The sequence below is a fragment of the Anoxybacillus sp. PDR2 genome, from assembly GCF_009834045.1.
GTDB classification, from domain to species: Bacteria; Bacillota; Bacilli; order Bacillales; family Anoxybacillaceae; genus Anoxybacteroides; species Anoxybacteroides rupiense.
The window spans coordinates 3,002,366-3,014,104 of the sequence record NZ_CP047158.1 but is presented as its reverse complement, the minus strand read 5'-3'; the positions used below and the strand labels follow the sequence as shown (position 1 = coordinate 3,014,104).

The following is an 11,739-nucleotide window of genomic DNA, read 5'->3' as shown; positions in this document are numbered from 1 at the left end:
AAATATGGGCAAAAAAGTGTTGGTTGTTGATGATGAGCCATCCATTGTAACGCTTTTGCAGTATAATTTAGAACAAGCAGGATTTGAAGTGATTACTGCAAATGATGGAGAAGAAGGAATGAAAAAAGCAGTTCGCGAGCAACCCGATTTAATGATTCTTGATTTAATGCTTCCGAAAATGGATGGAATCGAGGTTTGCAAGCAGCTGCGCCAACAAAAAATCATGCTTCCCATTTTAATGCTGACGGCAAAGGACGATGAATTCGATAAAGTGTTAGGCTTGGAGCTTGGAGCCGATGATTACATGACAAAGCCTTTTAGTCCGCGCGAGGTATTGGCGCGCATCAAGGCGATTTTACGACGAATTCCATCGCAGCAAGGGCATGAAGAAGCGGAAGATCCTCATAAAATTCGTATTGCTGATTTAGAAATTCTTCCTGAACATTATGAAGCCTATTTTCAAGGGGAGCGTCTTGAGTTAACACCGAAAGAGTTTGAATTACTCGTTTATTTGGCCAAGCATAAAGGGAGGGTACTGACGCGCGATCAGCTGCTTAGCGCTGTATGGAACTATGATTTTGCTGGCGATACCCGCATCGTTGATGTACACATCAGCCATTTGCGTGAAAAAATTGAGCAAAATACAAAAAAACCGGTATATATTAAAACCATTCGCGGTTTAGGATATAAACTTGAGGAGCCGAAAATGGATGTCTAGTCCTCGTTCACGGCTTTTATTTGCTCTTGTTTCTTTGATTGTAACCGTTCTGATTTGTCTTGGTCTTTTGCTTGGTCAACTATTTAAAGATTTTTATTTAGAGACCATGAACAAGCGAATTGAAAAAGAAGCAGAAATGATCGCTCTTTTGCTTGAACGGCAAAATATCGATGTGGTTCGATCGCAAATGGCAGATATGAGCGAAACGTTAGCCTCTCGTATTACCGTGCTCGATAACCAAGAGCGGACGCTGCTAGATACGGGGCGCCTTGCTAATATTAGCGATCGCGCTCATGAACAAATTGTGCGCGATATTTTGCACAGCAAGAAAAGAAATCATCCTTCTATTATTGAAGAAAAACAAGATGTTTACTATTACATCGTGCCGTTTTCAAAAAACGGAAAAAATGGTGGCTATGTTATTTTAAGCTCTCCTGTCAACTCTCTAAAAAAAATTAACCAACAAATTTGGGGAGTATTAATTAGCAGTTTAGGAACCGCGTTAATTGTGATTATTTTTCTAGGTCTTAAAATCGCTGATCATTATATGAAGCCGATTGAGGCAGCGACAACGGTGGCGTTTGAATTGGCGCGCGGCAACTATAAGGCAAGAGTTTATGAAACGCGTAGTGATGAAACGGGGATGCTCAGCCAGTCCATTAATATTTTGGCGCGCAATTTGCAAGAAATGAACAAAATTCAAGAAATGCAAACGGACCGTTTGCATACGTTGATTGAAAATGTCGGCAGCGGTCTGATTCTGATTGACAGCCGCGGCTACATTAATCTTGTCAATCGATCCTATAAAGAAATTTTCCACATTCGTCCTGTTGATTATTTACATCGTCTGTATACGGAAGCTTTCTCTCATCAAGAAATTATTGAACTCGTCAACGAAATTTTTATGAAGGAAACCAAAGTGCGCAAACAGCTTGTTTTGACAATCGATATTGAGCGAAAGCATTTTGAGGTATACGGGGCGCCCATTATTGGAACAAATGATGAATGGAAAGGAATTGTCCTTGTTTTTCATGATATTACCGAGCTCAAAAAGCTGGAGCAAATGAGAAAAGATTTTGTCGCCAATGTGTCGCATGAGCTGAAAACGCCTATTACATCCATTAAAGGATTTGCGGAAACCCTGTTGGATGGGGCGATGAAAGATGAACGGGCGCTGGAGCATTTTTTATCCATCATTCTGAATGAAAGTGAACGGCTACAAAGCCTTGTTCAGGAATTGTTAGATTTATCCAAAATTGAACAACAAGGATTTCAGCTTCAGCTCGAGAAGGTGAATATGACACAACTTTTGGAAGAGTTAATGGTCATGTTTCGCGGCAAGGCACAGGAGAAGGAAATTGATTTGCGCTTACATGCTGCTAAACAAATTTATTTGACTGGCGACGGCGATCGTCTGAAGCAAATCTTTATTAATTTGATTACAAATGCTCTTACTTACACGCAAAAGTCTGGACGAGTAGAAGCGAGCATTGAGGAACAGAATGATGAAGTGCTTGTCCATATTTCAGATACAGGCATTGGGATTGAAGAGCAGGAAATTCCCCGCATTTTTGAGCGATTTTATCGTGTCGATAAAGCAAGAAGCCGCAACTCAGGAGGAACGGGGTTAGGATTGGCGATCGTTAAGCATTTAGTGGAAGCGCATCACGGATATATGACAGTAAAAAGTAAAGTCGGCCATGGTACAACATTCACAGTGCATTTTCCAAAGAACCATATAGGTTGAATGCGGATTTGACCAGGAAATAAGACAGTATGTCGCCTATACAATCTGGACCGAAGAGGATCAGTCGAACGATATAAAATTTATACCAGCCTTTTGGTCAGGCTAGGCAAGTCAGCGGCTTGCTTCCGATCGTCAGAAAAATGGAAATGCTGCTTTTGAATGGACGGACTATATGTTCAATGTTCAAGTGATATTCTATATGGGAGAACGGACAGGCGCATGGTTGTTTGGGAATGATGCATGCAATTTTACAAAAAGTTAATCGCTTCTTTACTGTGTGTTCATAAATATTTGCTACACTCATATTGAAAACCCCTTCATCCAAGGAGCCAACCCTTGAGAGGCGAGAACGAAAAAATGTTCTCGTCTTTTTTTCATTCTGCCGTTAATCATGATAAAATAAAAAAGAAGGAATGAATCAAACGCTCGTCTTTTTTAGGAGATTCAGCAGGAATTGGCTATATAGATGTAACAAAACAGATGAATATGGACATCGTGTTGTTTTTTGGCGGTCGAACACGCCGCTTCGCAGACTTATAAGCGGATCTGAAAGCCATGGGCTCACAAATGTGTGAAGAGAGCAAGCGGCAGGATTTTTCCGAGCGTCGTTGTGCTAGCGAACAAAATGTTTAATCTGGACGATCGTGGTGAGGAGGGACTCATTTTGCGAAAAAAACTTGTACTCATTGACGGCAATAGCATCGCGTATCGTGCGTTTTTCGCATTGCCGCTTTTACATAATGAAAAAGGCATCCATACGAATGCTGTCTATGGATTTACGATGATGCTGATGAAAATTTTGGAGGAAGAAAAGCCGACACACATGCTTGTCGCTTTTGATGCTGGAAAAACCACTTTTCGCCATGAAACTTTTCAAGATTATAAAGGTGGAAGGCAAAAAACTCCACCGGAGCTATCCGAGCAATTCCCGCTTTTGCGTGAGTTGCTAGATGCCTATCAAATTCGCTCGTACGAGCTTGATAACTACGAGGCAGACGACATTATCGGCACGCTTTGCACAAAAGCAGAGCAAGAAGGATTTGAAATTAAGGTGATTTCAGGCGACCGCGATTTAACACAACTTGCTTCTGAGCATGTAACCGTTGCGATTACTCGCAAAGGAATTACGGATGTGGAACCGTATACGCCAGAAACGATTCAAGAGAAATATGGGCTTACTCCACCGCAAATTGTGGATTTAAAAGGTCTTATGGGAGATGCATCGGACAATATTCCAGGAGTGCCGGGTGTTGGTGAAAAAACAGCGTTAAAATTGCTGAAGGAATTTGGCACTGTTGAACGGCTTTTAGAATCCATTGAACAGGTCAGCGGAAACAAATTGAAAGAAAACCTGAAGGAGAATCGCGAACTGGCGCTTCTTAGCAAGCAGTTAGCCGCCATCTTGCGCGATGCTCCGCTTGAAATCACATTAGAAGAGACGAAATATGCAGGCTACAATCTTGATAAGGTGATCGCTTTATTTAAAGAGCTTGGATTTAATTCCTTGCTAGGGAAGCTGGAACAGAATGAAGACCCGGATGTTCAGACAGAGTTAGCGAACATTGATTATGAAACGGTTGAAGAAGTGGACGAGACCATGCTGGCAGACGAAGCGGCATTGATTGTGGAGGTGCTTGAAGCAAACTATCACAAAGCGCCGATTCTTGGTTTTGCATTGGCCGGCGAAAAGAAAACTCTGTTTATTCCGACCGATGTCGCCTTATCATCGCCGATTTTTAAGGCTTGGCTTGAGGATGAGAAAAAGAAGAAAAGCGTATTTGATGCTAAAAGAGCGCTCGTCGCTTTAAAATGGCAGGGCATTGAAATGAGAGGGATCGATTTTGATTTGCTCATTGCTTCGTACCTTTTAAATCCTTCACATTCAACCGACGATGTCGCCTCTGTAGCTAAAACTAAGCAATATACAGAAGTACAGCCGGATGAAGCGGTATATGGAAAAGGTGCGAAACAGGCAATCCCTGATAAAAAAAGCTTAGCTGACCATCTCGTTCGCAAAGCCGTAGCGATTCGAGCCTTAAAACGAGAATTCGTTGCTGATCTCAAAGCAAACGAGCAATATTTGTTATTTACTGAACTCGAATTGCCGTTGACGCTCATTTTAGCAGAAATGGAATTCACCGGGGTCAAAGTGGATGTCCAAAGGCTGCGTAATATGGGAGAAGAGCTTAACGAGCAGTTGAAGATGATCGAGCAAGACATTTACCAATCTGCGGGGCAAGAATTTAATATTAATTCGCCAAAACAACTGGGAGTAGTGTTATTTGAAAAATTGCAGCTGCCGGTTATCAAGAAAACAAAAACAGGCTATTCCACTTCTGCCGATGTATTAGAAAAGCTGGCTCCTTACCATGAAATTGTGGAGAAAATTCTTCATTACCGCCAGCTTGGAAAGCTGTATTCTACTTATGTAGAGGGATTACTAAAAGTAGTGCATCAGGATACAAATAAGGTGCATACCATCTTTAACCAAGCGCTGACCCAAACCGGACGTCTCAGCTCGACAGAACCGAACTTGCAAAATATTCCGATCCGTCTGGAAGAAGGACGAAAAATCCGTCAGGCGTTTATTCCATCAGAACCGGATTGGGTGATTTTTGCGGCTGATTATTCACAAATTGAGCTGCGCGTTCTTGCACATATCGCCAATGATCAAAATTTAATTGAAGCGTTTCGCAATGATCTTGATATTCATACAAAAACAGCCATGGATATTTTTCATGTAAGTGAAGAAAAAGTGACATCACAAATGCGCCGCCAAGCAAAGGCTGTTAATTTTGGCATTGTATACGGTATTAGCGATTACGGTTTATCGCAAAACTTGAATATTTCAAGAAAGGAAGCAGCGCAATTTATTGAACGGTATTTTGCAAGCTTTCCTGGAGTTAAGCAATACATGGAGGATATTGTTCGCCATGCCAAACAAACAGGTTATGTGACTACGCTGTTGCATCGCCGTCGCTATTTGCCGGATATTACGAGCCGGAATTTTAATCTGCGCAGTTTTGCCGAACGAACAGCGATGAATACGCCGATTCAAGGAAGTGCGGCCGATATTATAAAAAAAGCGATGATTGATTTAGCTGAGCGGTTGAAGCAGGAGGAGCTGCAAGCGCGAATTTTGCTGCAGGTGCACGATGAGCTAATTTTAGAAGCGCCGAAATCAGAGATTGAGCGGCTGAAGCAGCTTGTTCCGGAAGTGATGGAACAAGCCATTGAACTGCGTGTGCCGCTGAAAGTCGATTACCATTTTGGACCGACTTGGTATGATGCGAAATAGAGAGAGGGATCAGCAATGCCGGAACTTCCAGAGGTCGAAACAGTCAAGCGGACATTGATTCCATTGACTGTTGGTAAAACGATTCAAGATGTTAAAGTGTTTTGGCCCAATATCATTAAGCGACCTGCCGATATCGGTATGTTTGTCCAAACGTTACAAGGGCAGACGATTCATCAGATTGATCGTCGTGGAAAATTTTTAAAATTCTTATTGGATGAATATGTGCTTGTTTCTCATTTGCGTATGGAGGGCCGCTATTTGTTGCAAACAACAGGTGTGCCGCTTGAGCCGCACACACATGTTATTTTTGAGTTTACCGATGGAACAGAACTGAGATATCGCGATGTACGAAAGTTTGGGACGATGCATTTGTTCCAAACGGGAGAGGAAGAGCGGCATTCTCCGCTGCTCCAATTGGGGCCTGAGCCATTCTCCCCATCGTTTACACCGGATTTTTTGGCGGGAAAGCTGCAAAAAACAGCTCGAAAGATTAAAAGCGCCCTCTTAGATCAAACCATTGTCGTTGGACTCGGTAACATTTATGTCGATGAAGTACTGTTTCGCTCTAGCATTCATCCAGAACGAAAGGCTTCTTCATTAACGGACGAAGAGATGAAACGCCTTCATGGGGAGATTGTGGCGACGCTCCGTGAAGCCATTGAAAAAGGAGGAAGCACGGTTCGAACATATGTGAATACACAAGGAGAGAGCGGCACTTTCCAGCTGCAGCTGTTTGTTTATGGTCGCAAAGGGGAACCGTGCAGACGATGCGGCCATGCCATTCAGAAAACAACGATTGGCGGCCGCGGTACCCATTATTGCGAACAATGCCAGCATTGAATGGGGAGGGGGAGGAAAGTGGCATTAACGATCGGATTGACAGGAGGAATTGCGAGCGGAAAAAGTACGATATCGCACATGCTCAAGGAATTTGGCATTCCAGTGGTGGATGCCGATCTTATTGCCAGAGAAGTCGTTCGGGTTGGTGAAGAAGCCTATAAGCAAATTGTCAAGGAATTTGGAAGCGAAATTCTTCAAGAAAATGGAGAAATTAACCGTACGAAACTTGGAGCCATCGTATTCCACCATGAGGAAAAAAGAAAACGGTTGAATGCAATTGTTCATCCAGCTGTCAGGAAAAAAATGCTCGAACAAAAAGAAGCATTTCTTCGTAATGGTGCTAACGCTGTTGTTTTAGATATTCCGCTCTTAATAGAGAGTCAGCTCTTTCATCTTGTAGATAAAATTATCGTGGTCTATGTAGACGAAGCGATTCAACTGGAGCGGTTAATAAAGAGAAATGGCTTAGCTAAAGAAGACGCCGTAGCGCGCATTCGGGCGCAAATGCCGCTCAGCGACAAAAAAAGCTATGCTGATGCGGTCATTGATAATAATGGAACCATTGAAAGAACACGTGAACAACTGCTTTATATTTTAAAAATGTGGAACGTCCTGTAAAAACAGGACGCCTTTTTTTATTTTTTACATGATTTACTCTATACAAAAAACAAATATATGCTATACTAATTATACGAAAGAAGATAATTAGTATAACATATATTTAAGGGGAGAAAATTCAATGAAAGCAAAAGTAGCGATTAATGGGTTTGGAAGAATCGGAAGAATGGTATTCCGAAACGCTATCGATGCGGAAAACTTTGAAATCGTTGCGATTAATGCGAGCTATCCAGCTGAAACGTTAGCTCATTTAATAAAATATGATTCCAACCATGGAAAGTTTGCGGGAGAAGTAGTGGCGCTAGAGGATGGGCTTCTTGTGAATGGGAAAAAAGTACAATTATTAAATTCCCGTGACCCGAAAGAGCTTCCATGGAAAGAATTAGATATTGATATTGTGATTGAAGCAACTGGAAAATTCAATTCCAAGGAAAAAGCAAGTCTGCATCTAGAGGCAGGTGCGAAACGTGTCATTTTAACTGCGCCTGGAAAAAATGAGGATATTACGATCGTAATGGGCGTCAATGAAGAGATGCTTGATATTGCCCAGCATTTTATCATTTCCAATGCTTCGTGCACAACAAACTGTTTAGCGCCAGTCGTTAAAGTGCTAGATGAAGCGTTTGGCATTGAAAATGGCTTAATGACAACCGTTCATGCTTATACGAATGACCAAAAAAATATTGACAATCCTCATAAAGATTTACGACGCGCCCGTTCTTGCGCGCAGTCCATTATTCCAACAACAACAGGCGCGGCGAAAGCTCTTGCATTAGTATTGCCTCACTTAAAAGGAAAATTGCACGGAATGGCTCTTCGCGTTCCGACACCAAATGTATCATTAGTCGATCTGGTTGTAGACGTAAAAACGGATGTAACGGTTGAAGCTGTAAATGAAGCATTGATTAACGCAGCTCGTGGTCCGTTAAAAGGGATTCTTGATTTTACAACAGAGCCGCTTGTTTCTATTGATTTTAACACCAATCCTCATTCAGCCATTATCGATGGTTTGTCAACGATGGTAATGGAAGGGCGCAAGGTAAAAGTATTGGCATGGTATGACAATGAATGGGGCTATTCTTGCCGCGTTGTTGATTTAACGAATTTAGTGGCTAGTAAAATGATGGAAAATTTGCGAGTAAACGCATAAATGTAAAAAGCGCTGACTATGGTTCAGCGCTTTTTATTATATCGACGTCTATGACAAAAAAATGTTGACGCCATTGTAAAGTTGAAAATCCTCCTTATTTCAATGAATGGAGAATTTTTAGAACAGATGTCATTTGGCCTGTTCAACCTTTGCATGGGGACGGGGTTCAATGGTCGGCGCGCTGTCATCCTTTTGGAGTGACCGAGGAAAGTTACCAAATGCCCTCCTGCTGTGAGTGTTGCCAGATGCCGTCTATTCATCATCATGTATAGAGCCCAAGGACAACAAGTGAATCGATTTGATCTGACACGAGAAGCATAAAAAATGAAAAAGTGTATTGCAAAAAAAAAATAAACCAAGTATACTATGTTTCGTGAACTTCTTAAACGCACGGTAATGTGACTACTTAAAGGGTTAGGACCTCTTTGGACTAACTTTCCCCCGTGGTAGTTATACATGCCATTTGCAAAAGAATTTCATGCTTATTTTTTTGTAAAATTTGTTAAAGGGGGATGATTTAGATGGACACAATGGGTCGTCACGTTATCTCAGAGTTATGGGGATGCGATTTTGATAAGCTGAATGATATGGAATTTATTGAAAAAACATTTGTTGATGCAGCACTAAAATCAGGTGCGGAAATTCGTGAGGTAGCATTTCACAAATTTGCTCCCCAAGGAGTAAGTGGTGTTGTTATTATTTCTGAATCTCATTTAACGATTCATAGTTTTCCTGAACATGGATATGCAAGCATTGATGTTTATACGTGTGGGCATTTGGACCCAACGATTGCTGCGGATTATATCGCGGAAGCTTTGGGAGCACAAACAAAAGAAACGATTGAGCTTCCTCGTGGAATGGGTCCAATTGAAATAAAAAATGCCAAAGTTCTATAATGAATAAAATGAACGCAAAAGAGGTGTTGCATACACCTCTTTTTTTGTGTTGTACATACATGGGGCACTAATGGTATCATAATGATAAAGAATAAAGCAAGGAGCGGCGATCGATGAGTGTTTGGAGCAAGTTAAAATACGGATTGACCAATCATTGTGAGACAAGAGAAAATCACGAGGATGAGCAATTGCAAAGCCGCTATTACAAAACAACGGCCGCTAGTGCCATCAAAGCCGTTAAAGAATTAATCGCGTCTTCTCATGAGTACGAGCTGCTTTCTGTTTCTGAAGACCGAGGAGAGTTTAGCGTAGCGACTCGTCGAGGAAGAAAGGCGTTTATTGTCATTACGGTCATTTCTGTTCGCCCATTTGAAACGGCCATTGATTTTTCTGTTACAACAGACACAAAGATTTTGCCGTTCGATTTTGGATGGAGCCGCCGCATTGTGATTGATTTATATCAAAAGATCGACCAACGTCTTCCTTATATAGGTTCTGGAATCAATGGGTGAATGAAAAGAAAAGGCTATTAAAATGGAGTGGTTCATATGAAATGTCCATCTTGCCACCATAATGGCACAAGGGTGCTTGATTCGCGACCGGTTGATGAAGGGCGCTCCATTCGGCGCAGAAGGGAATGCGAACAGTGCCATTATCGTTTTACCACATTTGAAAAAGTAGAGGAAATGCCGCTGATTGTCGTCAAAAAGGAAGGAACGCGGGAAGAATTTAGCCGAGAGAAAATATTGCGAGGGCTCATTAAAGCGTGCGAGAAGCGGCCGGTGGCTCTAGAACAGCTGGAGCATATTACCCAAGAGATTGAGAAAGAGCTACGCAATGGCGGAGTGGCTGAAGTGAAAAGTGAAACGATCGGCGAAATGGTGATGGAGCGGCTGTCGAGTGTCGATGAAGTAGCGTATGTTCGCTTTGCTTCCGTTTATCGGCAATTTAAAGATTTAAACGTGTTTATTGAAGAACTTAAGGAATTAATTAAAAAAGAACAGCGGTAAAGGGCTTGCTCGATCTACGGAAAAGCCCTTTTTTTAGTCTAATGGGGAAGGGCGGTAGCATGGAACATCATTGGAAGGAGCTTATTCCTATTGATCGTTATATGGTGCGAAGCAATGGGATCTTACATGATTTTGATCGAAAAGTGATCACACTGTTATATCAGCCGTTAATCGGTTCACGTGCTTTCAGTCTATATATGACCTTGTGGGGGGAGCTTGAACAGCATCTGTCGGCAGAAGAAACAACCCATCATAGCTTGATGGTGATTATGCAATGCAGTCTAAAAGAAATTTATGATGAACGCTTAAAATTGGAAGGAATTGGGTTGTTAAAAACATATGTCAACGACAAACAAGATCCGAAGCTATTTATTTACGAGCTGCAGCCCCCGCTTACGCCAGAGCAGTTTTTCACGGATAGTGTGTTCAATGTGTTTCTTTACAATCGTGTGGGGCGAAAGAAATTTCAGACCTTGAAGCAATTTTTCTCGGTGCCAGCGATTGATGAAAGTCAATTTACCGCCATTACACGATCATTTAATGATATTTTTTACTCTGTTCATCCGGAACAGATGGTTGCTGTTATGAATGAAGAAACAAAAAAAGACTTGCACCTACCTGATGGTTATGAATATATGGGACGGGGTGCAGACACGTATGTATTAGGAGAAGAAGTATTTGACTTTGATTTATTTTTTGCAGGGCTTTCAAGGCAGATTGTGCCCAAAAGAGCTATTACTGCAAAAGTGCGCGAGGCCATTAAAAAGCTGTCCTTTTTATATGGTATTGATCCATTAGAAATGCAAAAAATTGTACTTAGTGTGATTGATCCTGCTGCACATATTGATATTGAAACATTAAGAAAAGCGGCGCGCGATTGGTATCAGTTTGAACGAGGGGAAGAGCTGCCACAGCTAAGCACGCGCGTTCAGCCGCTTACATACCGCACAATGGAGAATACGGAACCAAAAACGAAGGAAGAGCTGTTGATCAAACAGCTCGAAACGATTTCACCGCGTCAGCTGTTGATCGATATTTCAGGGGGAGCAGAGCCTTCGCTAAGCGACTTGCAGCTTATTGAAGAGATTATGTTTCAGCAAAAGCTTCTTCCTGGTGTTGTCAATGTGTTAATTTATTATGTCATGCTTCGGACAGATATGAAGCTATCAAAGGCATATGTGGAGAAAATTGCCAGTCATTGGGCTCGGAAAAAAATTCACACCGTTAAGGAAGCGATGGAGCTGGCGAAAAAAGAGACGAAAAAATACCAGAGCTGGGCGACCGGGAAAGAGAAAAAAACGGTACAAAAAACGGTTCGCAAGGAAATGTTGCCTGAGTGGCTCAATATGGATTATAGTCAAAAGGAGTCTGGAACAAGCGAAGAAGTCAACCTTGAACAGAAGCGTCGCGAACTGGAAGAACGTCTAAAAAAATACCGGAATCAGTAAATAAAAACAGGAGG

General features: G+C 41.9%; 10 protein-coding genes. All 10 read left to right on the top strand.

The window, feature by feature from the left end; all coding sequences use genetic code 11:
* Positions 1-4 precede the first annotated feature (4 nt).
* Positions 5-718, top strand: coding sequence for a response regulator transcription factor (locus GRQ40_RS14490; protein ID WP_044745984.1), 714 nt, complete (start codon positions 5-7; stop codon positions 716-718).
* A complete protein-coding gene (gene pnpS / locus GRQ40_RS14485; RefSeq protein ID WP_044745955.1) occupies positions 711-2,465 on the top strand; it encodes a two-component system histidine kinase PnpS in 1,755 nt (584 codons plus the stop codon). Before GRQ40_RS14490 ends, pnpS begins: the two co-directional genes overlap by 8 nt.
* 664 nt (positions 2,466-3,129) lie before the next feature.
* Positions 3,130-5,763: a DNA polymerase I gene (polA, locus tag GRQ40_RS14480; RefSeq protein ID WP_159720253.1), complete on the top strand. Its 2,634-nt coding sequence runs from the start codon at positions 3,130-3,132 to the stop codon at positions 5,761-5,763.
* Positions 5,764-5,778: 15 nt separating this feature from the next.
* Positions 5,779-6,603 (top strand): DNA-formamidopyrimidine glycosylase, encoded by an 825-nt coding sequence (gene mutM, locus GRQ40_RS14475; RefSeq protein ID WP_066146405.1) that lies wholly within the window; start codon positions 5,779-5,781, stop codon positions 6,601-6,603.
* 18 nt (positions 6,604-6,621) lie between these two features.
* Positions 6,622-7,221: a dephospho-CoA kinase gene (coaE, locus tag GRQ40_RS14470; RefSeq protein ID WP_159720252.1), complete on the top strand. Its 600-nt coding sequence runs from the start codon at positions 6,622-6,624 to the stop codon at positions 7,219-7,221.
* Positions 7,222-7,342: 121 nt separating this feature from the next.
* The gene (locus tag GRQ40_RS14465; protein WP_159720251.1) at positions 7,343-8,371 is read left to right on the top strand and encodes a glyceraldehyde-3-phosphate dehydrogenase; all 1,029 of its coding nucleotides are present in this window, start codon (positions 7,343-7,345) and stop codon (positions 8,369-8,371) included.
* 521 nt (positions 8,372-8,892) lie between these two features.
* Positions 8,893-9,267: an adenosylmethionine decarboxylase gene (gene speD, locus GRQ40_RS14460; RefSeq protein WP_080862077.1), complete on the top strand. Its 375-nt coding sequence runs from the start codon at positions 8,893-8,895 to the stop codon at positions 9,265-9,267.
* 113 nt (positions 9,268-9,380) lie between these two features.
* Positions 9,381-9,779, top strand: coding sequence for a cytosolic protein (locus tag GRQ40_RS14455; protein WP_159720250.1), 399 nt, complete (start codon positions 9,381-9,383; stop codon positions 9,777-9,779).
* 36 nt (positions 9,780-9,815) lie between these two features.
* Positions 9,816-10,277, top strand: a complete 462-nt coding sequence (gene nrdR / locus GRQ40_RS14450; protein WP_044745962.1) for a transcriptional regulator NrdR — start codon at positions 9,816-9,818, stop codon at positions 10,275-10,277.
* Between the two features lie 59 nt (positions 10,278-10,336).
* Positions 10,337-11,725, top strand: a complete 1,389-nt coding sequence (locus GRQ40_RS14445) for a replication initiation and membrane attachment family protein (RefSeq protein ID WP_159720249.1) — start codon at positions 10,337-10,339, stop codon at positions 11,723-11,725.
* Positions 11,726-11,739 lie beyond the last annotated feature (14 nt).

Excerpts from the sequence above, each read along its gene's own strand:
- GRQ40_RS14490 (WP_044745984.1), top strand. The coding sequence starts at position 5 with ATGGGCAAAAAAGTGTTGGTTGTTGATGATGAGCCATCCATTGTAACG.
- pnpS (WP_044745955.1), top strand. The coding sequence starts at position 711 with ATGTCTAGTCCTCGTTCACGGCTTTTATTTGCTCTTGTTTCTTTGATT.
- mutM (WP_066146405.1), top strand. The coding sequence starts at position 5,779 with ATGCCGGAACTTCCAGAGGTCGAAACAGTCAAGCGGACATTGATTCCA.
- GRQ40_RS14465 (WP_159720251.1), top strand. The coding sequence starts at position 7,343 with ATGAAAGCAAAAGTAGCGATTAATGGGTTTGGAAGAATCGGAAGAATG.
- speD (WP_080862077.1), top strand. The coding sequence starts at position 8,893 with ATGGACACAATGGGTCGTCACGTTATCTCAGAGTTATGGGGATGCGAT.
- GRQ40_RS14455 (WP_159720250.1), top strand. The coding sequence starts at position 9,381 with ATGAGTGTTTGGAGCAAGTTAAAATACGGATTGACCAATCATTGTGAG.
- nrdR (WP_044745962.1), top strand. The coding sequence starts at position 9,816 with ATGAAATGTCCATCTTGCCACCATAATGGCACAAGGGTGCTTGATTCG.
- GRQ40_RS14445 (WP_159720249.1), top strand. The coding sequence starts at position 10,337 with ATGGAACATCATTGGAAGGAGCTTATTCCTATTGATCGTTATATGGTG.